Here is a 25,423-nt window from a genome sequence, read left to right on the forward strand (position 1 = left end):
GTCCGCGCCGCGGCGAGCACCCGCCCTCGTTCCGAACGGCAGCAGTCGCGAGCGGGCTCAGCGTCGCGCGCGCTGCACGGCGCCGACGGCGAGCGCCACGAGCGCCACGACGGCCGGGAAGACCAGGTGCCAGCCGGCCAGCACGAGCAGGCCCGCGGCGAGCACGCACGAGAGCAACGCCATCCACCAGCCGAGCGACCGCCGGGGCAGCAGCCGGAGGGCGGATGCGACGCCGAGGCCGTAGACGGCCGCGGCGATGCTGGTGTGCACGAGGATGAACGGCGGGAGGTCGCCGCTCGCGAGCACCACGACGGAGTACAGCGCCATGACGACGGCGGAGAGCAGCAGGCCGCGGCGCGCGACCGCGCCGTTCTCGACGCCGCGGCCGAACCAGGCCGGGAGGTCGCCGTCTCGGCCCATGGCGGCGCCGAGCTTGCTGAAGGCGGCGAGGTATGCATTGAAGACACCGGTGACCACGATCGCCGCGATCACCGCGACGACCACGCCGCCTCCGGAGCCGGTCGCCACCTCGACGAGGTCGAGCAGCGGCACGGCGCTCGTCGCGGCGCGCTCCCCGAGCACGACGACGGTCACGGTCTGGATCGCCAGATAGGCGACCGACACGATCACCAGCGCCAGGGCGGTGGCGCGTGGGATGTCGCGCCGCGGGTTGCGGAACTCTCCCCCGATGCCGGCCACGGCCTCCCAGCCCGCGAACGCCCAGATGTACAGGCTCATCGCGAGCCCGACGCCCGCCCAGCCGTGCGGGAGCAGCGGCTGCAGGTTCTCCGGCCTTGCGTGGGGCGCGGCGGCCGCGAGCACGAAGATCAGCACCGCGATGAGGGCGCCGGAGAGGACCAGTTGCACAGAGGCGGCGAACCGCACACCGAACGCCGTCACGATTACCGGGACGATCATGAGCGCGACCGCGATCAGGGTCGTCGTCGCTGTGTCGCCGCCGATCACGGCGACGACGTACCGCGCGGTCATGAGCGCGGCGATGGGAGCGCCGATCGGGGTGACGAAGAAGAACCAGTAGCCGATCACCCGCGCCGCGCCCGGCCCGAACGCGCGGCGCGCGAACGTGGCGACGCCGCCCGCATCAGGATGACGCCGGGCGAGCGCCGCGAAGGTGGCCGCCAGCGGCACGGAGATGAGCGCGAGCGCCGCGACCGCCACGATCGCGCCAGGACCGGCCGCCGCCGCGGCGAGCGCCGGCAGGACGAGGATGCCCGTCCCGAGCACCGCCGCGATGTACAGGGCCGTGCCGCCCGCCACTCCGAGACGACCGTGGGGCGTCGCGGGGACCCGTGGATCGGGGAGCTCCGGCTCCTCGCCCCGGGCGTGCGCGGTCGAGGGCGCCCGTTCAGTCATGCGTCCATCCTGGCGGACACCACCGACAGCGGATGAGGGGCCGGCGGTCCCGGCCCCTCATCGTCAGCTGCTCACCGTTGAGCCGGCGCGGAGTCGACCACCTGCTGCGTGATGACGTACGTGACATCGAACCGGTCGCCGAAGAACGCCGGCCGGGTTCCATCCGGGTTCGCACGCGAGTCATAGCGCTCCTCGACCTTCCGGACCTCACCGGTGGCGTTGTCGATGCTCACCCGGTACGTGAGCTCGACGTCGGAGTCGTACTCGAGCACGCTGAACTCGCCGCTGGTGCCGATGATCCGGGTTCCCGGCGCCAGCGCGAGGGCCTTGAGGAAGGTGGCGCGGTACTCCGCCGGCGCGGAGTGGAACTCTTCACGCGTGAGCTTGCCCCACATCCGGATACCGGTGAGTTCGGGCAGCTTCTCCTCGTTGCGTTCCAGACCCGTCAGTTCGACGAACTCGCGAGTGCGCTGGAGCTGCGCGTCGAAGAACGCCTGCGGGTCACGGGAGTACTCGCCGACGGACGACGCGGGCCCGAGGTTCTCCACGGTCGCCGCGGGAGCCGGTCCGCCGATCGCCGGGACACCGTTCCGCTCGTAGTAGCCGTTCCAGGCCGCCTCGGCCGCTGCCGTGTCTCCCAGGGCCTCGATCCCGTGGAACGGCGTCTGCTCTCCGATCACATCGGCGGCGGGGTCGGCGGGCCGATACTGGGTCTCGATCGACGACGAGCGTACGACCGCGACCACCTCCCCGCTGCTCTCCTGGAAGGGGTCTTCCGACGTCTCCCAGCCCGTTCGCAGGTCGACCATCTGCTCCATGTCGATCGACGTCCGCAGGTACTGCCCGGGCTGAAGGGCGACGTCCGCCGTCTTGAGCTGCAGCTCCGCCGCCCGGTTGAGCACCGCCGAGGCGAGCTCCATCTTCGGGGCGGCCTCCGCCGTGCCGGCGAGGCGCGGGGCCTCCACCGCAGCCGGTTCACCGCCCACGACGAACGCCGTCACGACGCCTCCGACGGTCAGCACGCCGGCCGCCGCGAGCGTCGCACCCGCGACCCGTCGCCTCCGCGAACGGTGAACCGCCATCTCGCTCTCCAGCGCCGCCCGCGCAGCGCTCAGGTCGCTGGCCGATTCGGGGCGCGCCTCACGCACCCTGTCGAAGGTATCCATCGTCTCTCTTCCTTTCGTCGGTTCTCTCTGCGAGCACTCGCGCCGGTCGGGGCGGCGACGCGAGGCGGGAACGGATGCGGTTCAGCCGCGAGCGCACGGTGCCCACCGGGACACGCAACGCCGCGGCGACCTGCTCGTACGTCAGGTCGCCCCAGGCGTAGAGCAACAGGGTGTCGCGATCGCGCTGGGACAGCCCCGCGATGACCGGCGCGAGCTCTCGCACCGCCGCCGTCGCGTCCACGCGGTCCCCCGCGCACTGGACCTCGTCCGCCGTGCTGAGCTCCGCGCTCCCGGCCCCGGCGGCCCACGCGCGCCAGTGCGCGGCCTCGGCGGACCGGTGACGGCGGATCATCCGCACCGCGATCCCCAGCAGCCACGGGCGGGCAGACTCCTTCGACAGGTCGAACCGTCGACGAACGCGGAACGCCGCGAGGAACGTCTCGCTGAGGATGTCGTCTTTGGCGGCCGCGCCCACCCGGGACGCGACGAACGCCTCCACGCAGGCCGCATGCCGCTCGAAGATCTCCGCGAACCGTTCAGGCGCGCGGAGCGACTCCCGGATCACATCGCTATCAGTACTCACACTGTGTATTGCTTCTCTTGGTACGAAAGGTTCGATATCCGTCATCGGAGAAGACGCATCCGCGGGGGAATCATGATCCGCTGGGAGGGTTCCCCGCCGCCCTCCGCCGCGGGAACATGGGCGACAAGGAGGTCTGTTGCTCGGACTCGAACTCGTCGTCGTCATCGGCGTCACCACCCTGCTGACCAAGGTCATCGCCCGCAAGACCGGGATCGCCCAACCCCTGCTGCTCGTCGGCATCGGCGTGCTCCTGGGGCTCGTGCCGCTGTTCCGCGGCATCGAGCTCGCCCCCGAGGTCGTGCTCTTCCTCTTCCTCCCGGCGATCCTGTACTGGGAGAGCCTCACCACCTCCCTGCGCGAGATCCGGAGCAACCTGCGCAGCATCGCCCTGATGAGCACCGCCCTCGTCGTGCTGACCGCGGCCGCCGTCGCTGTGCTCGCGCACGCGATGGGCCTGCCGTGGGGGCCGGCCTGGGTGCTCGGGGCCGCCGTCGCGCCGACCGACGCCACCGCCGTCGTGTCGTTCACGCACTCGCTGCCGCGGCGGAACGTCACCATCCTCCGCGCCGAGAGCCTGGTGAACGACGGGACGGCGCTCGTCCTCTGGTCGCTCGCCGTCGGGTTCACGATCGGCGACGCCGACGTGAGCCTCGGCGGCGTCACGGTGACGTTCCTGATCGCGTACCTCGGTGCGGCGGCCATCGGCGCCCTCGTCGCCTGGCTGGCGATCCTCGCCCGGCGTCGGCTGCGCGACGCCATCACCCAGAACATCGCCATGCTGCTGACGCCGTTCGTCGCCTACCTGCTGGCCGAGCTCATCCACGCCTCCGGGGTGCTCGCCGTGGTCGTCGCAGGGCTCATCATCAGCCAGGCCGGCCCGCGCATCGGCGTCGCGGAGGGCCGGCGCCAGTCCGACGCCTTCTGGACCTTCTCGACCTTCCTGCTCAACGCCAGCCTGTTCGTGCTCGTCGGCATCGAGCTCCCCCGCTCGACCACGGACCCGGGCACACGCGACATCGGGATGGGCCTCCTCGCGATCGTGGCGGTCACCCTGATGGTCGTGGCCGTGCGCTTCGTCTTCCAGTTCGGCTCGGTGTTCCTGATCCGCCTGCTCGACCGCCGCCCGGAGCAGAGGGCACGACGGATGAGCAGCCGCTGGCGTGTGGTCAGCAGCCTCTCCGGCTTCCGCGGGGCGGTCTCCCTCGCGGCCGCGCTTGCGGTGCCGGCGGCCCTCGACAACGGCCACCCGTTTCCGAACCGCGACTTCATCGTCTTCGTCACGACGGGCGTCATCATCGTGACCCTCGTCGTGCAGGGACTCATCCTGCCGAAGGTCGTGCGCTGGGCGAAGCTGCCTGGCGACGAGGCCGTCGGCCACGAGCGGCGGCTGGCGGAGACCAGCGCGACGCGCGCGGCGCTCGACGAGCTGCCGGAGCTGGCTCGGCGGCTCGGCGTGGACGAGGAGGTGAGCGAGCGCATCCAGAACGAGTTCGAGGAGCATCTGGAGCTGCTGGAGGCCGAGGACGAATCCGAGGGCGGGGAGGAGGCCGTCGAGCGCAGCCGTCAGGACACCGAGCTCCGGCTGGCGCTCCTGCACTGCAAGCGCGAGGAGGTCGTCCGCCTCCGCGACGAGGGCGACATCGACGACATCGTGCTCCGGGACGTGCAGCGCCGGCTCGATGTGGAGGAGGTCCGGCTCACGGGCCGCGAACCCGGCGAGTGACCCCTATCCGGCGTGCGGGAGCCCGTCTACCATCGCCGTCAGAGCATCCGGAAGTCCGGCATCCAGGAAGGGAGCGGCCATGACCGACGCGAAGGAGAACTGGCCGGAGACGCCGTCGGGGGAGCCGATCGACGTCGACGCCATCGCCGAAGGCGGGGATGGCGTGGGTCCGTACGACGCGGACGGCTTCGTCGAGCCGGAGCACGACGAGTACGATCCGCTGGAGGACGACGGCGGGAATTGACTGCCGCGGCTCTTGTCCCCCGGTCATGTACCCCGATAGGGTCGCCTTGGAAGGCCGCCCAAGGGGAGGGGTGCAGCATGACCACGTTCGAATCATCCATCGGGAACATCCCGAAACCGGGGCAGGATCTCCATCTGGTCCGGTGGGTCCACTCGGCGGACGGCTGGAGGAGCCAGACGCTGCTCTGCACCTATGTGGGCTGCACGCCGGAGCACTGGATCGTCGACGAGCACGGCGAGCAGGTCTCGCTCGAGCGCGCCGAGTGGTCGCAGTTCGCGTTCTGACGGAACGCGGGGGCTTACACTCCAGGCAGGGATGACCGGCCCTCAGCGTGAGAGCCGGCCCGGCGAGGAGCGATGTGCCCGACACCTTCCACACCCGCGAGCAGGCCGCCGGTCCCGATGCCGCCGAGGAGATCCTGCGCCGCAGCTACGGCGATGTCTCACTCGGCCCGGGCGTGCGCGAGAGCGGCCTCAGCTACGGAGAGGAGCTGCGGGGCGACGACCGCCTGCTGCTGGGGCGCCACCGCTTCGGCGGCGACCTCTCGCTGGCGTTCGAGCTGCCATTCCTCGCGGTGGGCCTCGCCTCCGGCCGCTACCGCTGGCAGGCGGGGGACGAGGAGGGCGACCTGGCGGCGGAGCCCGCGCTGTTCCAGCCGTCCGCGACGGCCCGCGGGTCCATGGACCACGCCGACGTCACCGTCGTCGCGTTCGACCCCGCGGCCCTGACGACGACCGCCCGGGGTCTGTTCGGCGAGGAGCGACTGGAGGCGTCGTTCCTCTCCGCCGCCCCTGTGTCGGCGGCCGCCGCCCGCCACTGGCGCTCTGTGCACGACAACGTCTGGCGGCAGGTGGACGCCGGCGCGTTCGAGAGCCCGCTGCTGCGGGCCTCGCTGTACCGCCAGCTCGCCGTCGCGACTCTGGAGACCTTCCCGCTGCCCGGGGACCACGAGGCGCGCCGGACCACCGTCGCCTCTCGCGGGCTGGCCTTCAAGCACGCGGTGAGCTTCATCGACGAGCACGCGTCGCTGCCGATCACTCCGGAGGACATCGCGCTCGCGGCCGGGACCTCCGTGCCGGAGCTCGTCCGCGCCTTCGACATGCACCTGCCATTCACTCCGCTGCAGTATCTCGCCAGCGTGCGCCTCGCCGCCGCGCACGGCGACCTCCAGCGGCCGCTCGACGGGTCGGCCACCACGGTCGCGTCCGTCGCAGCGCGGTGGGGCTTCCCGGACGAGCCCACCTTCGCCCGGCTCTACGCGGAGCGGTTCGGGCACCCTCCCCAGCGCACGCTCGACCTCGCGGGCTGAGCACGCCGGTGCGCCGTCGCCCCGTCAGAGCCCGGCGTGCGCGGCCAGCAGCTCGACGGCCACGCGCCAGTCCTGCGCGGTGACGCCCTCACCCGACTCCTCCTCGCCCGGCAGCCGCGCGACGAACCCGGGCCACAGCTCGCCCGTGCTGTGCAGTTCCTCGATCAGGCCGAGGTACTCGCCGCCGTAGTAGACCTCCCACGCCGCGGTCGCCGTCGGGCTGTACATGAGGGTCAGCGGCAGCGAGCCGTACGTGTAGACGGCGTGCTGGTGGGCGAGCTGCCTCTCCGTCATGACCGCAGAATAGGCGCGATCACCGTCGGGCGGAAGGCCGGATGACCCGGGGCGACGTGGGGCTCATGCGACGACCAGATCGTCGTCCTCCGACTGCTCGTGCGTCGCCGTCACGGCGAGCCCGACGACGTCGCGCATCCGGCCGCGCCGCGCGAACGCGGAGCGCTGGCGGCCCGCGCCTCCGCCGACGGCGTGGATGCGGGCGACCCCGCGGCGGACGAGCGCGAGGTCGCCGTTCGCCTCGAGCGCTCCGGCGGTGTGGGCCACGAGCGCATCCACCGCTTCCACCGCCGAGACCTCGCGCCAGGTCACCGGATGCGGGAGCGAGCCGTTCACCCCCGTCAGTGCGGCCTGCCACTCGGCCAGCCGCAGGGCCGCCGAGGGGACGGCCGCCGGAGGGATGCCCGCGCGCCACTCGGCGACCGCGGTGTCGACGAGCGCCCGGACCAGGGCGGCGATGACGGCGGCGTCGCGTGCGTCGAGGCAGACATCCGCCACCCGGATCTCCACCGTCGGAACCTTGTGCGACACGCGCGCGTCGAGGTACAGCATCCCGGAGTCGAGGATGACGCCTGTGTCGACGAGGAAGCGTTCGAACCGGTCGTACGCCTCCACCGAGCCGAAGACGTCGGTCGGGCCGGCGCTCTGCCACTGGTGCCAGGCCGCGAAGCGGTAGCTGGCGTGCCCGGTGTCGGCGCCGCCGAAGAACGGCGAGTTGGCGCTGAGAGCGAGCAGGGTCGGCAACCAGGTGCGGATGCGGTCGAGGACGGCGACGCCCTCCTCGCGGGAGTCGATGCCGACGTGCACGTGGTAGCCGCAGACCAGCGTTCCGCGCGCCGTCAGCCCGTACCGCTCGATCATCTTCGCGTAGCGAGGATCGTCGGTGACGTGCGGCCGCATGCGCATCGGCGACATGGCGACCGCGATCGCCCGGGCCCCGTGCCGCTGCGCGAGGGAGTCGGCCAGCTCCCTGCCGCCGACGATGTCGAGGAGGAGGTCGCTCGTGGAGAGCACCGGGCGCGTCTGCGTCTCGATCATCTCCTGGTTGAACTCGGCGCTGACGGAGGGGCCGTCGACCACGGGCGGCGCGTCGGCGAGGAGCGCAGGAGCGAGCGGGGCCGCCAGCCCCCGCGCATCGACCAGGAGGAGTTCCTCCTCCACCCCGAAAGTCCTCACCATTCCACTATCGGGGGCAGGCGGCGCCCCGTAAATACCCTGTACTCCGTGAATCACCCGTGCAGCGGAGGCGCCTCGCCGAACGAGGCGGGGTACATCCGCATGCCGATTTCTTGCAGGTCGGGGTACATTTCCGGCCGGATCGTGCTCGCTGTCTTGGTTCGACGAGCGACCTGCGCCTATAACTGACTCAACCGCGCAACGATCCACCGCCCGACCGCACCGGCAGCCAGGAGGCACCATGTGGGACACGACCACTCGCATCCCGTTCGACGCCTCGCTGCTCACCGAGCGCGGCGGAGCCGAGGCCCGCGCCGAGCTCCTGCGGCTGATCGCCTCGCGGCCCGGCATCGGAATGGACGAACTGCACGGGATGCGCCTCCCCGGCCTGTTCGCGGGCCTGCGCGCCCTGTACCGCGCCGGACTCATCCGCACGGACACCGCCCCTCCGCGCTTCTTCGAGCGCGGCACGCGGGTCTTCCCCGCGGACGGAGGTGCCGCCGGCGCTCAGCCGAGAGTGAGCGTCCCGTCGTCGGCGAGCGGCCAGCCCGGGTTGAGCGCCACCTCCCAGACGTGCCCGTCCGGGTCGGCGAAGTAGCCGGAGTAGCCGCCCCAGAATACGCGCGCCGCAGGCTTCAGGATGCGCGCGCCCGCCGACTCCGCCTCGGTGAGCACGCGGTCCACGTCGGCCTCCGATCGCTGGTTGCACGCCAGCGTGATGCCGCTGAACGTGCCGTCGATCGGCGCGCGCGCATCCTCCGCGAGGTCGTCGCGGTCGAACAGCGCGAATGCCATGCCGGGCAGCTGGTAGAACACGACCCCGTCCGGCGCGTCGGCCGGCTGCCAGCCGAGCCCTTCCTCGTAGAACGTGCGAGAGCGCGCCAGGTCGGCGACCCCGAGCGTGATGAGGCTGATGCGTTGGTCCATGCGGCCGACGCTAGCGCGGGCTACCGACGCAGCGCCTGCTCCACGTCCTCCAGCAGGTCGTCGACGTCCTCGATGCCGACCGACAGTCGCACGATGTTGTCCGGGACCTCCAGCGCGGTTCCGCGGACGGACGCGTGCGTCATCTCGCTCGGGTAGCCGATGAGCGACTCCACGCCGCCGAGCGACTCGGCCAGCTGGAATACGCGGGTGGACTCGGCGAAGCGGCGCGCCGCCTCCGCTCCCCCCGCGAGCGCGACCGACAGCATGCCGCCGAAGCCGCTCATCTGCCGGGCGGCGAGCTCGTGGCCGGGGTGGTCCGGCAGGCCCGGGTAGTAGACCCGCTCGACGCCGGCGTGGCCGACCAGGGCCTCCGCGATCGCCTGCGCGTTGGCGCTGTGCTGCCGCACGCGCACCTGCAGCGTCTTGATGCCGCGCACGGTCAGCCACGCGTCCATCGGCGAGGACACCGCACCCGCCGCGAACTGCAGGAACTGCGCCTTGGCGGCGAGCTCCTCGTCAGCGAACACCAGCGCGCCGCCGATCACGTCGGAGTGGCCGCCGAGGTACTTCGTGGTCGAGTGCACGACGACGTCGGCGCCGAACGACAGCGGCTGCTGCAGCGCGGGCGAGGCGAACGTGTTGTCCACGACGACGACCGCGCCGGCCGCGTGACCGAGCTCGACCAGGGCGGCGATGTCGCTGATCTTCATCAGCGGGTTGCTCGGCGTCTCGATCCAGAGCATCCGGGTGCCGTCGGCGGCGAGCGCCTCGCGCACGGCGTCCAGGTCGGACAGGTCGACGGTCGTGTTCCGGATGCCCCACTCGCCGTGGATGCGCTCGATCAGCCGGTGCGTGCCGCCGTACGCGTCGTTGCCCAGCACGATGTGGTCGCCCGGCCGGAGCGCCGCGCGCAGCAGCGCGTCCTCGGCCGCCAGGCCCGAGGCGAAGGACAGCGCGCGCACGCCGCCCTCGAGGGAGGCGAGCAGCGTCTCGAGCGACGAGCGGGTCGGGTTGCCGGCGCGGCCGTACTCGTAGCCGTTCCGCAGGCCGCCGATGCCGTCCTGCACGAACGTCGAGGTCTGGTAGATGGGCGGGATGATCGCGCCGGTGGTCGGGTCGAACTCCTGACCCTCGTGGATGGCGCGCGTGGCGAAGCCGTGTGTCATGTGCCGTTCTCTCGTGTCGCGGGGTTTCAGTCGCTGAAGTAGTTGAGGAGGTCCTGCCGGGTGAGGACGGCGACAGGCTTGCCGCCGTCGGTCACCAGCAGCGCGTTGGTCGTGGCGAGCGCGGCGCGGGCGGCCGTGACCGGCTCGTTCACGCCGATCAGGGCGAGCGGTTCGCCCAGGTGCTTGCCGACCGGGTCGCTCATCTCGGCGTGGCCGCTGAACACCGCGTCCACCAGGGAGCGCTCGTCGAGCGCGCCCGCGACCTCGCCCATGACCACCGGCGGCTCGGCCGTGAGCACGACCAACTGCGAGACGCCGTACTGGTTCATCGTCTGGATGGCGTCGCGCACGGTCTCGGTCGGGTGCGTGTGCACCAGGTCGGGGAGGGCGCCGCTCTTCGTCTTCACGATGTCGTGCACCGTGGACTCGTCGGGCACCTCGCTGAAGCCGTGGGACTGCATCCACCGGTCGTTGAAGATCTTCGCCAGGTAGCCGCGGCCGCCGTCCGGCAGGATCACGACCACCACGTCGTCCGGGCCCAGGTCCTTCGCGGCGCGCAGGGCGGCAGCGACGGCCATCCCGCTCGACCCGCCGACCAGGATGCCCTCCTCGCGCGCCAGCCGCCGCGTCATCCGGAACGCCTCGGCGTCGCTCACCGCGATCACCTCGTCGACCACGGTCGGGTCGTAGGCGCCCGGCCAGAAGTCCTCGCCGACGCCCTCGACCAGGTACGGCCGCCCGGTGCCGCCGGAGTAGACGGAACCCTCGGGGTCGGCGCCGACGATGCGGACGCGTCCGTCGGAGACCTCCTTGAGGTAGCGTCCGGTGCCCGAGATGGTGCCGCCGGTGCCGACGCCGGCGACCAGGTGCGTGATGCGGCCGTCGGTGTCGCGCCAGATCTCCGGACCGGTGGTCTCGTAGTGGCTGCGCGGGCCGTTCGGGTTGAAGTACTGGTTCGGCTTGAACGCGCCGGGGATCTCGGCGGCGAGCCGGTCGGACACCGAGTAGTAGGAGTCGGGATGCTCGGGCGGCACCGACGTCGGCGTGACCACCACCTCCGCGCCGTAGGCGGTGAGGACGTTGATCTTGTCCTCCCCCACCTTGTCGGGGAGCACGAACACGCACCGGTAGCCGCGCTGCTGCGCGACCAGGGCGAGCCCGACTCCGGTGTTGCCGCTCGTCGGTTCCACGATGGTGCCGCCGGGCTTCAGGAGCCCTTCCTTCTCCGCCGCGTCGATGATGCGGGAGGCGATGCGGTCCTTCGACGAACCTCCGGGGTTCAGGTACTCGAGTTTGACGAGCACCGTCGCCGCGATCCCGTCGGTCAGCCTGTTGAGCTTCACGAGCGGGGTGTCGCCGACCAAGTCGATGATGGTCTCTGCGTACTTCACGCGACCAACCGTAACAGCGCGTTCGTGCCCGGACGACTCTGTGACGTCCCGCCTAGAATCGGCTCATGCCGGTGTCCGACCTCTCCCCCGTCGCGCAGGACTACCTCAAGATCATCTGGTCGGCGCGGGAATGGTCGGACGTGCCCGTCACCGTGAAGCAGCTGTCCGAGCGGATGGGCGTGCGCGCGGCCACGGTGTCCGACGGTGTCCGCCGCCTCGCCGACCAGGGCCTCGTCGCCCACGAGCGTTACGGGCGGGTCGAGCTGACCGACGAGGGACGCCGCCACGCGGTCGCCATGGTGCGGCGTCACCGGCTGATCGAGACGTTCCTGGTGGAGGAGCTCGGCTACGGCTGGGACGAGGTGCACGATGAGGCCGAGGTGCTGGAGCACGCCGTCTCGGACGAGCTCGTGGCCCGCATCGACCGCCGCCTCGGCTTCCCCTCCCGCGACCCGCACGGCGATCCCATCCCCACCGCCGACGGCACCCCGCGGCGCCCGGAGGCGGTGCCGCTGCTCGACGCCGCCCCCGGCGCCGACGTGACGGTGGTGCGCATCTCGGACGCCGACCCCGCCGTGCTGCGCTACCTCGCCGAGCGCGGAATCGGCCTCGACACGACGCTTCGCGTCGAGGAGCACCGGGCGTTCGCGGGCGACGTCACCGTGGAGGTCGGCGGCGCGCCCGTCGTCCTCGGCGCGACGGCGGCGGCCGCCGTCTGGGTGGCCCCGCGCGACTGAGCCGCTCGCGGCAGCCAGCGAGCTGAGCTAAGATCGACACACAACCCCCGTTCCTCTGGATCGGGCTCAGGGCCCCGCTTCGGCGGGGCTCTGCTTCTTCTTCCAGGCCGACGGTCGCCTCACCGGCCGCCCGCTTCGGGAGACCATGACGTCCGGCAGCTGCGACTCCGCGACCAGCGAAGGCCGCAGGTAGAGACTCGACCGCGCGCCCACGCGTTCGAACTCCTTCGTCCGCTCGTCGCGCGGGTAGACGACGATGACGCGTCGCCCGCACCGGTTGACGGCGATATCGAGGGCGGCACCGAGGTCCGAGTCGCTGCTCACCACCACATAGGCGTCGTACGCTCCGTCGACCGCGTCCACCACGAGCTGGACGGCGAGCTTCACATCCGACCCCTTCTCTTGCACCTTCCACACGTCGACCCACCGCACCTCCTCGGTTCCCCTCAGGCGAGCCCGGCTCGGATGGATGGTGAACTGCGACCGGTGGATCGTCACGCGAGGAAGCGTCTCGAGCGCACGCAGGTATGCGGCCTGGCGATCCGGCGCGGTCGGATCCTCCGGGTTCGCGCGACCGCGCACATGTGCGGTGAAGTAGTGGATGCGAGCGATGGAGTAATCGTCCAGGAGGGAGTCGAAGAGCCGCTCCAGATCTAGCCACTTGTTCTCGGGCCGGCTCTCGAGCTGCCCCTTGTAGAGATTGAACCCGTCCACGTAGACGGCAGCGGAGGGCTTCGGCACGCCGGACACCCTATCGACGCGAGGCGCCGCCGCCAGCGTCGGCGGTGGCCGCAATCAGGCGCCGGCGACCGTCAGCGCGACGAGCGCCAGGTTCAGCAGCACGACGAGGCCGGCGACCGCGCCCCCGGCGATGCGCACCCAGAGCCGGTCGGCGTGCTCGCCCATCACCGCCCGGGACCCGGTCAGGCGCAGTAGAGGGATCATCGCGAACGGGATGCCGAGGCTGAGGAAGACCTGCGACAGCACCAGCGCCCAGGTCGGATCGACCCCGAGCGCGAGGATGACGACCGCCGGCACCACCGTGACGATGCGGCGCGTGAGCAGGGGCACCCGCAGCCGCAGTAGCCCGCCCATGATGGTCGCCCCGGCGTAGCTGCCGACCGAGGTGGAGGCGAGCCCCGAGGCCAGGAGGCCGATCGCGAAGACGACGCCCACGGCGGGGCCGAGCGCGGCGGAGATGGCCGCGTGCGCGCCGGCGATCGTGTCCGTGCCGGCCACACCGCGCAGGGACGCCGCGGCCACGAGCAGCATGGCGATGTTGACGGCGCCGGCGAGGACCAGGGCGAGCAGAACATCCAGCCGGGTGGCCTTGAGCAGGATGCGGATGCGGCCGCCGCCGGCGCCGTGCCGGTCACGGGCGAGCGCCGAGTGCAGGTAGATCGCGTGCGGCATGACCGTGGCACCGAGCATCCCGGCGGCCAGCAGCACCGTGGGGGCTCCGTCGAAGCGCGGGACCAGCCCGGCCGCCGCTTCCGTCCAGTTCACCGGGCTCACGAACAGGCCGGCGAGGAAGCCGACCGCGATCACGGCGAGCAGGCCCAGGATGACGGCCTCGAACGGACGCTGGCCCCGCCGGGACTGGATGGCGAGGATGCCGATCGCGACCACCCCGACGATGAGGCCGCCGAGGGGCAACGGCAGCCCGAAGAGCAGGTTGAGCGCGATGGCGCCGCCGATGACCTCCGCAATGTCGGTCGCGGCGGCGACCAGCTCGGCCTGCACCCAGTACGCGCGACGGCTGGTCGTGCCGAGCCGTTCGCCCAGCAGCTCGGGGAGGCTGCGCCCGGTGACGATGCCCAGCTTGGCGGACTGGTACTGCACGAAGACGGCGATCGCGTTGGCCGCGACCAGCACCCAGACCAGCAGGTAGCCGTAGCGGGCGCCCGCGGTCAGGTTGGCGGCGACGTTGCCGGGGTCGACGTAGGCGATCGCGGCGACGAACGCCGGCCCGAGCAGCAGGAGCAGCCGCGCGGGGGCAGCCCGCGATGCCCGCTCCCGCACGTCAACGCTCATCGGCCCCTCCGACTTGAAAGTTAGCCCAGTCTAACTCTCGTCGGCAAGGGCGTCAGGCGAGGAGGGTGCGGAGGGTGTGGATGCGGCCGTCGCGGACCTCGATAAGGTCGATTCCGCGCGCGACGGGCTCGCCCTCCGGGCCGAAAGTCCATGCCAGCGCGCCGGAGTCCAGGCCGAGGTAGGCCGGCCCCGCCTCGGCGAGGGCGAACGACGGCGGGGTGCCGTCGAGGATGCTCGCCGCCTTCTCCTCGAGCCCGTCCCAGCCGCGCACCTCCCCCTCGGGATCGGCGAACACGACGTCCTCGGCGAAGACACGCTCGATCGCGGCGCGACGGGATGCGGCATCCCGGTTGCCGAAGACCTCATGCAGGTTGGCGGACAGCAGTTCCGTGATCGTCGGCACAGGGTCTCCCTTATCAGTCGCGGGCGGTCGTCACTCCTCGACAACCGCGCTCTCGGTCTGCTCGCGGTACAGCCGCGAGTACACGCCGCCGAGCTCGAGCAGCTCGCGGTGCGTTCCGCGCTCGACCACTTTGCCGTGGTCGATCACGAAGATGATGTCGGCCGCGACGATCGTCGAGAGCCGGTGGGCGATCGCGATGGTGGTGCGGCCGCTCGATGCGGTGTCCAGCGCCTGCTGCACGACCCGTTCCGAGATGGTGTCGAGCGCGCTCGTCGCCTCGTCGAGGATGAGGACCTCCGGGTCCTTCAGCAGCACCCGCGCGATCGCGATGCGCTGCTTCTCGCCGCCGGAGAGGCGGTAGCCGCGCTCCCCCACCACCGTCGCGTACCCGTCGGGGAAGCCGACGATCGTCTCGTGGATGTTCGCCCGCTTCGCCGCATCCTCGAGCTCCGCGTCGGTCGCGTCCGGCCGGGCGTAGCGCAGGTTCTCGGCGATGGTCGCGTGGAAGAGGTAGGTCTCCTGGCTGACGACGCCGATGTGGGAGACGAGCGACTCCTGCTGCAGGTCGCGGACGTCGGTGTCGCCGAAGCGGATGTGGCCGCTCGTCGCGTCGTAGAACCGCGGGATCAGGTACGAGACGGTGGTCTTTCCGGCGCCGCTCGGGCCGACGAAGGCCGCGAACTCCCCGGGGCGGATGACGAACGACACGTCGTCGAGCGTGTTGCGCTCGCCCTCGCGCGAGTCCGGGTAGCGGAAGACGACGTGGTCGAACTCGATCCGGCCGAGCTTGCGGCTCGGGTCGACCGGCACCGCGTCCGCTCGGTCAGCGATCGCGGGCTTCAGGTCGAGGTACTCGAAGATGCGGGCGAACAGCGCGCCGGAGGTCTGCAGGTCGAGCGCGACGCGCATCAGCGCGAGCAGCGGGAACAGCAGCCGCGCCTGCACGGTGGTGAAGGCGACGATCGTGCCGGCCGAGATGTCGGTGGTCCCTCCGGCGATCAGCCAGCCCGAGACCAGGTAGACGATCGCCGGGATGGACGACAGGAAGATGTTCACCATGGCGAAGAACCACTGGCCGCTCATCGCCTGCGACACCTGCAACCGGATCTGGTTGCCGTTCTCGTCCGAGTAGCGCTCCACTTCGGCGCCCTGCCGGTTGAAGCTCTTCGACAGCAGGATGCCGGACACGCTCAGCGTCTCCTGCGTGATCGCGGTCATGTCCGAAAGCGACTCCTGCGTCTTGGTCGCGATGCGGGCGCGCACCTGCCCGACGCGGCGCTGCGCGATCACCAGGATGGGCATCAGCACGACCGCGACGATCGTGAGCTGCCAGTTCAGCAGCAGCATGGCGACAAGCGCGGCGATCACCGTGACGGTGTTGCCGAGGATGCTCGACATGGTGTTGGTGAGGACGTTGGCGACGCCGCCGACGTCGTTCTGCAGCCGCGACTGGATGATGCCCGTCTTGGTGTGCGTGAAGAAGCTGAGCTCCATCGACTGCAGGTGCGAGAACAGCCGGACGCGCAGCGCCCCCATGACCTTGTTGCCGACCGACGCCGTGAGATAGGTCTGCCACACGCCGAGCAGCGCGGAGACGACGTACACGACGAGCATGAGCACGACGATCTCCACCAGCACCGGCAGGTTCGGCGTCCCGCTCTTCGGGAACAGGCCCTGGTCGAACGCCCGCTCGGTCAGCAGCGGCGGGATCACGGTGAGTGCCGCCCCCGCGAGAACGAGAACGATCGTGACGGCGATCGCCGCGCGGTGGGAGGCGAACAGTTCGACGATGCGGCGGAACAGGTGCGGGATCTTCGGAGCGGTCGCGTTCAGCGCCCGCTGCGCCTCCGCATCGCCGCCGCTGACGCGCCCGCGACCGCCGCCGCCTCCGGCCGCCGCCATGCCGCGCATCCCGCTCATGGGTTCAGCCTAAGCCTCCCCACCGACCGTCCCGTTCCGTCCGCGTACGCGCTGGGAGAACGCCCGACGGGGCGTCGCCGCGTGATCGAACCGTGATGCAAGCGCTTGACGTAAACGCTTGCATCAAGGGTGAACGGAGGGGTACGGTTTCGGCGGGCGCAGCCGCGCTCGCACCAAGAGCTCAACGAGGAGTGAAATGAAAGCAGCACGTCTCTCCGTGATCGCCGGTGTGGCCCTTGCGGGTCTCGCACTGGCTGGATGCACCGGTGGCGGTGGCTCCGGAAGCGGCGGCGGCGACGCCGGCGCGAACACCGACGGCAAGGGCCCGATCACCTACGTGCAGGGCAAGGACAACTCGAACGTCGTCCGCCCGCTGATCGAGAAGTGGAACAAGGCCCACCCGGACGAGAAGGTCACCTTCAAGGAGCAGACCGACCAGGCCGACCAGCAGCACGACGATCTGGTGCAGCACTTCCAGGCGAAGGACGCCAACTACGACGTCGTCGACGTCGACGTCGTCTGGACGGGTGAGTTCGCCGCGAAGGGTTGGCTCCAGCCGCTGACCGGCACGTTCAAGATGGACAACTCCGCCCTGCTCGCGCCGACCGTCAAGTCGGGCACCTACAACGGCACGCAGTACGCGGCCCCGCAGACCTCCGACGGCGGCATCCTGTACTACCGCAAGGACCTGGTCCAGTCCCCGCCGAAGACGTGGGATGAGATGCTCAAGGACTGCGACATCGCCAAGGCGAAGGGCATCGGCTGCTACGCCGGTCAGTTCGCGCAGTACGAGGGCCTCACGGTGAACGTCGCCGAAGCGATCAACACCAACGGCGGCACCATCGTCGGCTCCGACGGCAAGAAGGTCACCGTGGACAGCCCCGAGGCGAAGGCGGGCCTGACCCGGCTGGTGGACGGCTTCAAGAACGGCCAGATCCCGGCCGAGGCCATCACCTACCAGGAGGAGCAGGGCCGGCAGGCGTTCGAGGCCGGCAAGCTGATGTTCCTGCGCAACTGGCCGTACGTGTACAACCTGGCCAAGACGGACGGCTCCTCGACGGTGAAGGACACCTTCGGCATCGCGCCGCTGCCCGGCATCAGCGCGGACAAGCCGGGCGTCTCCAGCCTCGGCGGTCACAACGCGGCGATCAGCGTCTACTCCAAGCACAAGGCCACCGCCTTCGAGTTCCTGAAGTTCCTGCAGAGCGAAGAGACGCAGAAGTTCTTCGTGACCCAGGGCTCGCTCGCACCGGTCGTGTCCTCGCTGTACGACGACGCATCGCTGAACAGCCAGCTGCCGTACCTGTCGACGCTGAAGACGTCGATCGAGAACGCCGTGCCGCGGCCGGTGTCCCCGTTCTACCCGGCCATCACCAAGGCCGTGCAGGACAACGCCTACGCCGCCCTGAAGGGCGACAAGTCGGTCGACCAGGCGCTGAAGGACATGGCGTCGGCGATCAACACCGCCAGCGCCGGCTGATCCCGGCCTGAATCGGTCGCCGGGCGGCGGGAACTCTCCCGCCGCCCGGCTCCCCTCCTTCCGACCCCCATCCGGAGGCACACATGTCAACGTCGAACGTCGTCGCCCCCTCATCCACCCAGACCGGCGCCGGAGGCAAGAAGCCCGTCCGCGCCGGCGTCAAGCAGAACCGCCGCCAGCAGAGCCGCTGGGCCCTCTACCTCATCATCCCGACCCTCGTCCTGCTCGCCATCGTCATCGGCTACCCGGTGGTGCAGGCGATCGTGATGTCCTTCCAGAAGGACGCCGGCCTCGACCCGGCCACCGGCCTGTTCGTGCAGGGCGGCTTCGCCGGCTTCGAGAACTACGCGCACTGGCTGTTCCAGCAGTGCGCCGGCCCGAACGGGACCACGATCAGCTGCCCGCCCGGAAACCTGGGCTCGGCGTTCTGGAGCTCGGTCTTCGTCACCTTCTTCTTCACGGTGACCACCGTGATCCTGGAGACCCTGCTCGGCCTCTGGTTCGCCCTCATCATGAACCGGGCCTTCCGCGGCCGCGGCTTCGTCCGCGCGGCCATCCTGATTCCGTGGGCCATCCCCACCGCCGTCACCGCGAAGCTGTGGTTCTTCATCTTCTCGGTCGCCGGCGTCGCCAACGCCCTCATCGGCGCCCGCATCCTGTGGACCTCCGACGAGTGGGCGTCCCGGTTCGCGGTCATCATCGCCGACACCTGGAAGACGACGCCGTTCATGGCGCTGCTCATCCTCGCCGGCCTCCAGCTCATCCCGGAGGACGTCTACGAGGCGGCGAAGATGGACGGCGCGAGCACCTGGCAGCGCTTCTGGCGGGTGACCATGCCGCTGCTGAAGCCGGCGCTCATGGTCGCCATCCTGTTCCGCGTTCTCGACGCGCTCCGCATCTACGACCTGCCGCAGATCCTCACCGGCGGCGGAGGCGGGACCGGACATGCCACGACGACCCTCTCGATCCTCGTCGTCGACCAGATCAGGCAAGGGTTCAACAGCGCAGCGGCTCTGTCGACCATCACGTTCATCATCATCTTCCTGATCGCGTTCATCTTCGTCCGGATACTCGGGACGAACGTGGTCAGAACGCAGGAGGACCAGCAGAAGGGAGCGAAGCGATGACCGCCGTCGCCGGGCCCGCCGCCGCCACGACCGAGGCAGAGAGCCTCCCCCGCACCACGACGAAGCGGCGCACCGCCGCTCGGCGCCGCCGCAGCCAGAGCGCGCGCACCGGAATCCAGGCGATCGTGATCGTGCTGTGGTGCCTGCTGCCGTTCTACTGGATGGTCGTCACCTCGTTCCGGGATGTCGGCTTCACCTTCGACAACACCCCGTGGTTCACCCACTTCACCTGGGACAACTACGCGACCGCGCTGTCCACCCAGCTCGGCAACAACCTGCCGGGCGCGCTGCTGAACTCTTTGTTCATCGGCGTCTGCGTCACGATCATCTCGCTGGTCGTCGGCATCTTCGCCTCGTACGCGCTCGCCCGCCTGGACTTCAAGTTCAAGGGCATCGTGCTCGGCGTGATCCTGGCGGCGTCGATGTTCCCGGGTGTCGCGCTCATCACCCCGCTGTTCCAGCTGTTCACGAACATCGGGTGGATGGGCACCTACCAGGCGCTGATCATCCCGGAGATCTCGTTCGCCCTGCCGCTGACGGTCTACACGCTCACCTCGTTCTTCCGCGAGATGCCGTGGGACCTGGAGGAGGCGGCGCGGATCGACGGGTGCACGCAGGCGCAGGCGTTCCGGAAGGTGATCCTGCCGCTGGCGGCGCCCGCCGTGTTCACGACCGCGATCCTGGCGTTCATCTCCTCGTGGAACGAGTTCCTGATCTCCAGCCAGCTCTCCAGCGACCGGACGCAGCCGGTCACGGTGGCCATCGCCTCCTTCACCGGCACCCAGCCGCACCAGGAGCCGTACACCGCGATCATGGCGGCCGGAACGATCGTGGTCGTCCCGCTGATCATCCTGGTGCTGATCTTCCAGCGCCGCATCGTGGCGGGTCTGACGGCCGGCGGCGTGAAGGGCTGATCGGATGCGCTGGCGTGATTCCCGTGAAGTGGTCGACGTTGGCCTCGGCTTCGTCGGTTTCTTCTCGGTCGCCTTCCTCGGCATCACCGTCTTCTGCGAGCTGACCGGCGAGCCGGCGCTCGGGTGGGCGCTCACCCTGCTGGTGCTCGTGCTCGCCTTCATCGGCCTCCTGCAGCTGCGCCGTCGCATCATCGCGCGGCGGCAGGAGGCCGAGGAGGCGCGGTTCGAGCGCCAGGACTCCTGAACGGACCGGTCCGATGGCGGGTATCGAGGAGGTCGCGCGCGCGACCGGGGTCTCGACGGCCACCGTCTCCCGGGCGCTGCGCGGCCTCCCGAACGTCTCCGACAAGACGCGGGCGGCCGTGCGGCGCGCGGCCGACGAGCTCGGCTACGTCGCGTCGTCGAGCGCGTCCGGGCTCGCGAGCGGACGCACGCTCGCGATGGGCGTGGTCGTCCCGTCGGTGAGCCGCTGGTTCTACACCCAGGTGCTGGAGGGTGTGGATGCGGAGCTCCGGGCGGCGAGCTACGACATGATCCTGTTCAACCTGGGCGGCCACCGGGGCGACCGGGAGCGCGTGTTCCACCGCAGCATCCTGCGCAAGCGCACGGATGCACTGCTGGCCCTGTGCCTCGACTTCACCCCCGCCGAGCGCGAGCAGCTGGCGACCCTCGGCCACCCGACGATCGTGGTGGGCGGCCCGGTGAAGGGTCTGCGCAGCGTCGGCATCGACGAGACATCGACGGCTTACACCGCGACGTCGCACCTGATCTCGCTCGGGCACACCGGCATCGCGCACCTGGGCGGCGAGGACGAGGAGGGGCTGAACAGCCAGGTGCCGATCGGCCGGCTGCACGGCTTCAAGGACGCGATGCGCGACGCCGGACTCACCGTGCGACCGGAGTGGGTCATCCCCGGCGGGTTCTCGCTGCCGGAGAGCCGCGCGGCGATGAACCGGCTGCTCGACCGCCCGGGCCCCCGGCCCACGGCCGTCTTCGCCGGCTCGGACGAAATGGCGTTCGGCGCCATCCTCGCGGCGGGCGACCACGGCCTCCGCGTGCCGGAGGACCTCTCGGTCATCGGGATCGACGACCACGACTACGCGGCGGGGTTCGGCCTGACGACGATGGCGCAGGACCCGTTCGAGCAGGGCGCGATGGCCGCGCGCATCCTCCTGGACGAGCTCGGCGGTGCCGAGCCCCGGGTCAGCTCGGTCAGTTCCCCGGTGAGCCTGGTGGTGCGGTCCTCCACCGCTCCGCCACGCTGATGCGCGGAAACGTTCTCGCAGTCTGAGAGAATAGGTGTCGCGATCATCCGGCCGACCGTGCCTTTCGGGTAGGCGCGACCGGCTGATGGGATCGTCCGTCGGGCTATCGGGGCCCACATGACGGGAAGAGCCGCCCTGACTCGTCAGGGCGGCTCTTCGCGTGCCGGGAACGTTCTCGTCGAGGAGCGCGGCCGTCAGTCGGCGTCGGCGAGGGCCAGGACCTCCGCCTCCTGCTGGGCGGTCTCCGTCGGGGCGTCCACGCGCTTGAGATGCTTGTGGCCGACGACGATGAGCGCTGCCGCGACGAGCACGGAGATCCCGCCCGCGTAGAACGGCATCGCGCGGCTCACGGTGTCGGCGAGCAGGGTCGCGGCCGGCGGCGCGATGGCGCCGCCGAGGAAGCGCACGCCGGAGTAGGCGCTCGACGCGACGGTGCGCGGGAGGTCGGTGGCCTCCATCACGCACTCGGTGAGCACGGTGTTCAGGATGCCGAGCAGGAGACCGCCGACGATGACGCAGACGATCAGAGCGACCAGCGAGTTCACCCAGAGGCCGGCGGCGAGCAGGTCGAGCGCGAGCAGCGGCATCACCAGCCACAGCACCCGCGTCCGAGGGAGGCGGGAGGTGAGCAGCGGCGCGACCCAGACGGAGGTGACCGCGAGGGCCACGCCCCAGCCGAAGAAGATGAGGCCCAGCGTGATCGCGTCCTCCACGCCGAGCGGGACGAGCGCGAACGGCGTGTAGGCGAGCAGGACGAAGAAGCCGATGTTGTAGAACAGCGCGGCGGCGGCGAGGAAGCCGAGCGCCGGCTTGCCCAGCGCGCGGAACGGAGCGGACAGGCGCGTCGGGGTCGGCTTCTCCGGGTTCTTCTTGAGCAGCACGACGATCGCGATGAAGCCGATGGCCATCAGGGTCGCTGTGCCGAAGAACGGTCCGCGCCAGCTCCAGCTGCCGAGGAGTCCGCCGAGGAGCGGCCCGATGGCGATGCCGAGCCCGAGGGCCGCCTCGTACAGGATGATCGCCGACGAGGTGCCGCCGGATGCGGCCCCGACGATGGTGGCGAGAGCGGTCGAGATGAACAGCGCGTTGCCGAGGCCCCAGCCCGCGCGGAAGCCGATGATCGACTCGACATTCTGCGAGAGGCCCGCCGCGAGCGCGAATACGACGATCAGGGCCAGGCCGATGAGCAGCGTGCGCTTCGCGCCGATGCGGCTCGAGATCCAGCTGGTGAAGAACATGGCGACGCCGGTGATGAGGAGGTAGCTGGTGAACAGCATCTCCGTCTGGGTCGGCGTCGCCTGGAGGCTCTTGGCGATCGCGGGCAGGATCGGGTCGACGAGCCCGATGCCCATGAAGGCGATGACGGACGCGAAGGCGACGGCCCAGACGGCGGTCGGCTGCTTCAGGATGCTGGTGGGGCGTTCATGGGACATGGAGGGGTGTCGGCTCCTTGGACGATCGAGTGGGTGAGGGGTGGGAGGGGAGGTCGGCGCGCGACGCTTTAGCGGCTTCCGGCCACGGCCGCCGAGGTCGCCGCGGAGAGGTCGACCCGCGACCCGATGATCTCGACGGTCGTGCGCATGGCGGCGACCTCGGCCTCGCTCAGGTCCGAGAACATCGGGACCAGGGCGGCCGAGAGCTCGTCGCGCCAGGTCTGCAGCGCGTCCACCCCCTTCTCGGTGACGGCGATCTGCCAGGCGCGCGCGTCGTCGGCGTCGGCGATGCGCTTCACCCATTCGGCGTCGACGAGGTTGCGGACGAGCTTGGTCATGGTCGGCTGCGAGACCCGGCTCTGAGTCGCCAGCTCGCCGAGCCGCATCGGGCCGCCGCTCTGGAGCACGCTGAGGGTGCGCCAAGTGGCGGGCGATTCGGTGCTCCCCGTGACCTGGGCGGCGAGCCGTGCGAGGCGGTGCGCGGCGACGACGAGGTCGCCGATGATCTGGCGGAGTTCGGGTGTCTCGGGCATGACCTCCATTATATATAGCTTGCCTATGTTTCGTCAATTGCGGCCACCCGTGTTTGCGCCCGAGGTATGGGGAGGTAGTTGACTTCCCGCATGACAAAGACGTTCGACTCCGGCCGGCAGTACCACCGCGGCCTCAAACGACGACACATCCAGATGATGGCCATCGGCGGCGCGATCGGAACAGGGCTGTTCCTCGGCGCCGGCGGCCGCCTGGAGTCCGCCGGTCCCGGCCTCATGTTCGCCTACGCCATCTGCGGGGTGTTCGCGTTCCTGATCCTTCGGGCCCTCGGCGAGCTGGTCGTGCACCGTCCCGACTCCGGGTCCTTCGTGGTCTACGCCCGGGAGCTCTTCGGCGAGCGCCTCGCGTTCGTCACCGGATGGGTCTACTGGATGTACTGGGCGATGATCGCGATCGTCGACACCACCGCCATCGCGCTGTACCTGAACTTCTTCGGCCGCTACATCCCGTGGTTCGGCGAGGTCCCGCAGTGGGCGTGGGCGCTCGGCGCCCTCCTCCTCGTGATCGGGCTCAACCTGCTGTCGGTGAAGGTGTTCGGCGAGCTCGAGTTCTGGTTCGCCCTCATCAAGGTGGCCTCGCTGGTGCTCTTCTTCGTCATCGGCGTCGGCTTCATCGTCTTCGGTCAGGAGGTCGGCGGCCACACTCCCGGGTTCTCCCTGATCGCCGACAACGGCGGGATGCTGCCGAGCGGCCTCCTCCCCCTCGTCCTGGTCGTGCAGGGCGTGGTGTTCGCATACGGCGCCATCGAGCTCATCGGCACCGCAGCCGGTGAGACCGCCGACCCGGAGAAGACCATGCCCCGCGCGGTCAACACCGTCATCCTGCGCATCGCCGTCTTCTACGTGGGCTCGATCCTCCTCCTCTCGCTGCTGCTCCCCACGTCCGCCTACACGGCAGGCGAGAGCCCCTTCGTGACCTTCTTCTCCTCCATCGGCGTCGCCGGCGCCGACTCGGTGATGAACCTGGTCGTGCTCACCGCCGCCCTGTCGTCCCTCAACGCCGGCCTCTACTCGACGGGCCGCATCGCGCGTGCCCTGGCCCAGCGCGGAACGGCGCCCGCCTTCGCGGGACGGCTGAACCGGGCGGGAGTGCCGTACGGCGGCATCCTCATCACGGGTCTGTTCGCCCTGGTCGGCGTCGGGCTCAACGCCGTCATCCCGGAGGGCGCGTTCGAGGTCGGGCTCAACATGACCTCCCTCGGCCAACTGGTGGTCTGGGGCGTCATCGTGGCCTGTCAGCTGCGGTTGCGTCGCCGGTCTCTCGAGGGGGTGCTGGAGCGTCCGCGGTTCCGGATGCCGTGGTCGCCATGGAGCGGGTACCTCACCTTCGGGTTCCTCGGCGCCGTCGCCCTGCTCATCCTGCTCGACTATCCGACCGGCACGCTGACCTTCGGCGCGGTCGTCGTGCTCGCCGTGCCGGCGCTGGTCATCGGATGGTTCGCCGTGCGGCGCCGCATCGTCCCCGACGCGCCGGAACAGGTCGCCGACCGCGGCTCCCTGGTGGGAGCGGGCAACGGCCCGGCCGACGATTCATGAGCGCCGGCGTGCCAGCACATACCCCTGCGGCGACTTCTGCGGCGGCACGGGCTGGGTCACGAACTCCGCGAGCAGTTCGAACCCCGCGTCGTCGAGGCGCCGGAGCACCGCGGCCGGGTCCTGCCGCCGTGTCCGGAGGTCGATGTCGTGTCCGTAGGCATGCGTCAGATGCACGATGTCCTGACCCGCCTGGAACGCGAGCAGCAGAGCGCCACCCGGGCGGACGACGCGGGCGAACTCGGAGTACAGCTCCGGCTGTCGTTCCTCGGGCGTGTGGATGACGGAGTACCAGGCGAGCGCGCCCGCGAGCTCGCCGTCGGCGAAAGGCAGAGCGGCCATCGACGCGACCTCGAACCGCAGCGCGGGATGCTCGCGCCGCGCGACATCCACCATGCGTGGGGACAGGTCGATGCCGACCACGTCCATCCCGAGGGCTGCCAGGTGGCCCGTGATGCGGCCGGGGCCGCAGCCGAGATCGCCGACGAGTCCGCCGCCCGCGCGGGCCACCTGCTCCGCGAAGACGCCGAGCATGGCGCGGTCGTACTCGCTCTGCGCCAGGTCGTCCCGTAGCAGGGCCGCGTAGTCCTCGGCGACGAGGTCGTACGCGGTGCGGGTCTCGGTCACGTCCGGGTGCTCCGTACTCACCCTCGGAGTCTAGAGCCGGGCGATT

General features: G+C 70.5%; 27 protein-coding genes. 12 read left to right on the forward strand and 15 right to left on the reverse strand.

What is annotated here, in order from left to right; translation table 11 throughout:
• Positions 1–57 precede the first annotated feature (57 nt).
• From HNO83_RS01135 to HNO83_RS01145, 3 genes are all read right to left on the reverse strand, one after another.
• Positions 58–1,374 (reverse strand): APC family permease, encoded by a 1,317-nt coding sequence (locus HNO83_RS01135; RefSeq protein ID WP_175335658.1) that lies wholly within the window; start codon positions 1,372–1,374, stop codon positions 58–60.
• 71 nt (positions 1,375–1,445) lie between these two features.
• Positions 1,446–2,540 carry a hypothetical protein gene (locus tag HNO83_RS01140; protein WP_175335659.1) on the reverse strand — a complete coding sequence of 365 codons (1,095 nt, stop codon included), beginning with the start codon at positions 2,538–2,540 and terminating at the stop codon, positions 1,446–1,448.
• A complete protein-coding gene (locus HNO83_RS01145) occupies positions 2,515–3,123 on the reverse strand; it encodes an RNA polymerase sigma factor (RefSeq protein ID WP_349627044.1) in 609 nt (202 codons plus the stop codon). The genes HNO83_RS01140 and HNO83_RS01145 overlap by 26 nt, the downstream gene beginning before the upstream one ends.
• Before the next feature lie 136 nt (positions 3,124–3,259).
• Here HNO83_RS01145 and HNO83_RS01150 point away from each other — a divergent pair, with 136 nt between their 5' ends.
• From HNO83_RS01150 to HNO83_RS20515, 4 genes are all read left to right on the forward strand, one after another.
• Positions 3,260–4,846: a Na+/H+ antiporter gene (locus HNO83_RS01150; RefSeq protein ID WP_175335661.1), complete on the forward strand. Its 1,587-nt coding sequence runs from the start codon at positions 3,260–3,262 to the stop codon at positions 4,844–4,846.
• Positions 4,847–4,925: 79 nt separating this feature from the next.
• On the forward strand, positions 4,926–5,090 hold the full coding sequence (locus HNO83_RS01155; RefSeq protein ID WP_175335662.1) for a hypothetical protein: 165 nt from the start codon (positions 4,926–4,928) through the stop codon (positions 5,088–5,090).
• Positions 5,091–5,167: 77 nt separating this feature from the next.
• The gene (locus HNO83_RS01160) at positions 5,168–5,374 is read left to right on the forward strand and encodes a hypothetical protein (protein ID WP_175335663.1); all 207 of its coding nucleotides are present in this window, start codon (positions 5,168–5,170) and stop codon (positions 5,372–5,374) included.
• Between the two features lie 74 nt (positions 5,375–5,448).
• Positions 5,449–6,399: a helix-turn-helix transcriptional regulator gene (locus tag HNO83_RS20515; RefSeq protein ID WP_175335664.1), complete on the forward strand. Its 951-nt coding sequence runs from the start codon at positions 5,449–5,451 to the stop codon at positions 6,397–6,399.
• A 24-nt stretch (positions 6,400–6,423) separates the two neighbouring features.
• On the opposite strand, the gene HNO83_RS01170 is transcribed toward HNO83_RS20515, so the two are convergent.
• Entirely contained in the window at positions 6,424–6,693 is a 270-nt protein-coding gene (locus HNO83_RS01170) for a hypothetical protein (protein ID WP_175335665.1), read from the reverse strand.
• A gap of 63 nt (positions 6,694–6,756) precedes the next feature.
• Positions 6,757–7,872 (reverse strand): glutamate--cysteine ligase, encoded by a 1,116-nt coding sequence (locus HNO83_RS01175; RefSeq protein WP_175335666.1) that lies wholly within the window; start codon positions 7,870–7,872, stop codon positions 6,757–6,759.
• 238 nt (positions 7,873–8,110) lie between these two features.
• On the opposite strand from HNO83_RS01175, the gene HNO83_RS01180 reads away from it, so the two are divergent.
• Entirely contained in the window at positions 8,111–8,467 is a 357-nt protein-coding gene (locus tag HNO83_RS01180) for a hypothetical protein (RefSeq protein WP_249776401.1), read from the forward strand.
• Here the strand turns inward: HNO83_RS01180 and HNO83_RS01185 are convergent.
• Genes HNO83_RS01185 through HNO83_RS01195 form a run of 3 tightly spaced genes read right to left on the reverse strand, consistent with a single transcriptional unit; the run spans position 8,377 to position 11,353 of the window.
• Positions 8,377–8,796: a VOC family protein gene (locus HNO83_RS01185; RefSeq protein ID WP_175335667.1), complete on the reverse strand. Its 420-nt coding sequence runs from the start codon at positions 8,794–8,796 to the stop codon at positions 8,377–8,379. The genes HNO83_RS01180 and HNO83_RS01185 overlap by 91 nt on opposite strands.
• Before the next feature lie 20 nt (positions 8,797–8,816).
• A complete protein-coding gene (locus tag HNO83_RS01190) occupies positions 8,817–9,992 on the reverse strand; it encodes a cystathionine gamma-synthase (protein ID WP_283810044.1) in 1,176 nt (391 codons plus the stop codon).
• Complete coding sequence (locus tag HNO83_RS01195) at positions 9,989–11,353, reverse strand: cystathionine beta-synthase (RefSeq protein WP_175335669.1); 1,365 nt, start codon at positions 11,351–11,353, stop codon at positions 9,989–9,991. Before HNO83_RS01195 ends, HNO83_RS01190 begins: the two co-directional genes overlap by 4 nt.
• 65 nt (positions 11,354–11,418) lie before the next feature.
• Here HNO83_RS01195 and HNO83_RS01200 point away from each other — a divergent pair, with 65 nt between their 5' ends.
• Positions 11,419–12,090, forward strand: a complete 672-nt coding sequence (locus HNO83_RS01200) for a metal-dependent transcriptional regulator (protein ID WP_175335670.1) — start codon at positions 11,419–11,421, stop codon at positions 12,088–12,090.
• Between the two features lie 66 nt (positions 12,091–12,156).
• Here HNO83_RS01200 and HNO83_RS01205 read toward each other — a convergent pair whose 3' ends face one another.
• From HNO83_RS01205 to HNO83_RS01220, 4 genes are read right to left on the reverse strand one after another with little or no spacing between them, the layout of a single operon-like run.
• Positions 12,157–12,831 (reverse strand): NYN domain-containing protein, encoded by a 675-nt coding sequence (locus HNO83_RS01205; protein WP_175335671.1) that lies wholly within the window; start codon positions 12,829–12,831, stop codon positions 12,157–12,159.
• Positions 12,832–12,885: 54 nt separating this feature from the next.
• Positions 12,886–14,124 carry an Nramp family divalent metal transporter gene (locus tag HNO83_RS01210; RefSeq protein WP_175335672.1) on the reverse strand — a complete coding sequence of 413 codons (1,239 nt, stop codon included), beginning with the start codon at positions 14,122–14,124 and terminating at the stop codon, positions 12,886–12,888.
• Positions 14,125–14,176: 52 nt separating this feature from the next.
• Positions 14,177–14,527 (reverse strand): nuclear transport factor 2 family protein, encoded by a 351-nt coding sequence (locus HNO83_RS01215; protein WP_175335673.1) that lies wholly within the window; start codon positions 14,525–14,527, stop codon positions 14,177–14,179.
• Positions 14,528–14,557: 30 nt separating this feature from the next.
• Complete coding sequence (locus HNO83_RS01220; RefSeq protein WP_249776403.1) at positions 14,558–16,447, reverse strand: ABC transporter ATP-binding protein; 1,890 nt, start codon at positions 16,445–16,447, stop codon at positions 14,558–14,560.
• Between the two features lie 196 nt (positions 16,448–16,643).
• Between HNO83_RS01220 and HNO83_RS01225 the strand changes: the two genes are divergently transcribed.
• From HNO83_RS01225 to HNO83_RS01245, 5 genes are all read left to right on the forward strand, one after another.
• Complete coding sequence (locus tag HNO83_RS01225) at positions 16,644–17,927, forward strand: ABC transporter substrate-binding protein (protein WP_175335674.1); 1,284 nt, start codon at positions 16,644–16,646, stop codon at positions 17,925–17,927.
• A gap of 83 nt (positions 17,928–18,010) precedes the next feature.
• Positions 18,011–19,054, forward strand: coding sequence for a carbohydrate ABC transporter permease (locus HNO83_RS01230; protein WP_175335675.1), 1,044 nt, complete (start codon positions 18,011–18,013; stop codon positions 19,052–19,054).
• Entirely contained in the window at positions 19,051–19,968 is a 918-nt protein-coding gene (locus HNO83_RS01235; protein ID WP_175335676.1) for a carbohydrate ABC transporter permease, read from the forward strand. The genes HNO83_RS01230 and HNO83_RS01235 overlap by 4 nt, the downstream gene beginning before the upstream one ends.
• 4 nt (positions 19,969–19,972) lie before the next feature.
• Entirely contained in the window at positions 19,973–20,212 is a 240-nt protein-coding gene (locus HNO83_RS01240; protein ID WP_175335677.1) for a hypothetical protein, read from the forward strand.
• A gap of 13 nt (positions 20,213–20,225) precedes the next feature.
• On the forward strand, positions 20,226–21,233 hold the full coding sequence (locus HNO83_RS01245) for a LacI family DNA-binding transcriptional regulator (RefSeq protein ID WP_175335678.1): 1,008 nt from the start codon (positions 20,226–20,228) through the stop codon (positions 21,231–21,233).
• A gap of 194 nt (positions 21,234–21,427) precedes the next feature.
• On the opposite strand, the gene HNO83_RS01250 is transcribed toward HNO83_RS01245, so the two are convergent.
• Both HNO83_RS01250 and HNO83_RS01255 read right to left on the reverse strand, forming a co-directional pair.
• Complete coding sequence (locus HNO83_RS01250; protein WP_175335679.1) at positions 21,428–22,666, reverse strand: MFS transporter; 1,239 nt, start codon at positions 22,664–22,666, stop codon at positions 21,428–21,430.
• A 68-nt stretch (positions 22,667–22,734) separates the two neighbouring features.
• Positions 22,735–23,199 (reverse strand): MarR family winged helix-turn-helix transcriptional regulator, encoded by a 465-nt coding sequence (locus tag HNO83_RS01255; protein ID WP_175335680.1) that lies wholly within the window; start codon positions 23,197–23,199, stop codon positions 22,735–22,737.
• Positions 23,200–23,289: 90 nt separating this feature from the next.
• Between HNO83_RS01255 and HNO83_RS01260 the strand changes: the two genes are divergently transcribed.
• On the forward strand, positions 23,290–24,753 hold the full coding sequence (locus tag HNO83_RS01260; RefSeq protein ID WP_175335681.1) for an amino acid permease: 1,464 nt from the start codon (positions 23,290–23,292) through the stop codon (positions 24,751–24,753).
• Here HNO83_RS01260 and HNO83_RS01265 read toward each other — a convergent pair.
• The gene (locus HNO83_RS01265) at positions 24,748–25,398 is read right to left on the reverse strand and encodes a class I SAM-dependent methyltransferase (RefSeq protein WP_175335682.1); all 651 of its coding nucleotides are present in this window, start codon (positions 25,396–25,398) and stop codon (positions 24,748–24,750) included. The genes HNO83_RS01260 and HNO83_RS01265 overlap by 6 nt on opposite strands.
• Positions 25,399–25,423 lie beyond the last annotated feature (25 nt).

The sequence above is a fragment of the Leifsonia sp. C5G2 genome, from assembly GCF_013359685.1.
Lineage (GTDB): Bacteria > Actinomycetota > Actinomycetes > Actinomycetales > Microbacteriaceae > Leifsonia.

Excerpts from the sequence above, each read along its gene's own strand:
- HNO83_RS01140 (WP_175335659.1), bottom strand. The coding sequence starts at position 2,540 with ATGGATACCTTCGACAGGGTGCGTGAGGCGCGCCCCGAATCGGCCAGC.
- HNO83_RS01230 (WP_175335675.1), top strand. The coding sequence starts at position 18,011 with ATGTCAACGTCGAACGTCGTCGCCCCCTCATCCACCCAGACCGGCGCC.
- HNO83_RS01160 (WP_175335663.1), top strand. The coding sequence starts at position 5,168 with ATGACCACGTTCGAATCATCCATCGGGAACATCCCGAAACCGGGGCAG.
- HNO83_RS01245 (WP_175335678.1), top strand. The coding sequence starts at position 20,226 with ATGGCGGGTATCGAGGAGGTCGCGCGCGCGACCGGGGTCTCGACGGCC.
- HNO83_RS01170 (WP_175335665.1), bottom strand. The coding sequence starts at position 6,693 with ATGACGGAGAGGCAGCTCGCCCACCAGCACGCCGTCTACACGTACGGC.
- HNO83_RS01260 (WP_175335681.1), top strand. The coding sequence starts at position 23,290 with ATGACAAAGACGTTCGACTCCGGCCGGCAGTACCACCGCGGCCTCAAA.
- HNO83_RS01155 (WP_175335662.1), top strand. The coding sequence starts at position 4,926 with ATGACCGACGCGAAGGAGAACTGGCCGGAGACGCCGTCGGGGGAGCCG.
- HNO83_RS01250 (WP_175335679.1), bottom strand. The coding sequence starts at position 22,666 with ATGTCCCATGAACGCCCCACCAGCATCCTGAAGCAGCCGACCGCCGTC.
- HNO83_RS01185 (WP_175335667.1), bottom strand. The coding sequence starts at position 8,796 with ATGGACCAACGCATCAGCCTCATCACGCTCGGGGTCGCCGACCTGGCG.
- HNO83_RS01220 (WP_249776403.1), bottom strand. The coding sequence starts at position 16,447 with ATGAGCGGGATGCGCGGCATGGCGGCGGCCGGAGGCGGCGGCGGTCGC.
- HNO83_RS01235 (WP_175335676.1), top strand. The coding sequence starts at position 19,051 with ATGACCGCCGTCGCCGGGCCCGCCGCCGCCACGACCGAGGCAGAGAGC.
- HNO83_RS01135 (WP_175335658.1), bottom strand. The coding sequence starts at position 1,374 with ATGACTGAACGGGCGCCCTCGACCGCGCACGCCCGGGGCGAGGAGCCG.
- HNO83_RS01175 (WP_175335666.1), bottom strand. The coding sequence starts at position 7,872 with ATGGTGAGGACTTTCGGGGTGGAGGAGGAACTCCTCCTGGTCGATGCG.
- HNO83_RS01240 (WP_175335677.1), top strand. The coding sequence starts at position 19,973 with ATGCGCTGGCGTGATTCCCGTGAAGTGGTCGACGTTGGCCTCGGCTTC.
- HNO83_RS01210 (WP_175335672.1), bottom strand. The coding sequence starts at position 14,124 with ATGAGCGTTGACGTGCGGGAGCGGGCATCGCGGGCTGCCCCCGCGCGG.
- HNO83_RS01200 (WP_175335670.1), top strand. The coding sequence starts at position 11,419 with ATGCCGGTGTCCGACCTCTCCCCCGTCGCGCAGGACTACCTCAAGATC.
- HNO83_RS01255 (WP_175335680.1), bottom strand. The coding sequence starts at position 23,199 with ATGCCCGAGACACCCGAACTCCGCCAGATCATCGGCGACCTCGTCGTC.
- HNO83_RS01180 (WP_249776401.1), top strand. The coding sequence starts at position 8,111 with ATGTGGGACACGACCACTCGCATCCCGTTCGACGCCTCGCTGCTCACC.
- HNO83_RS01225 (WP_175335674.1), top strand. The coding sequence starts at position 16,644 with ATGAAAGCAGCACGTCTCTCCGTGATCGCCGGTGTGGCCCTTGCGGGT.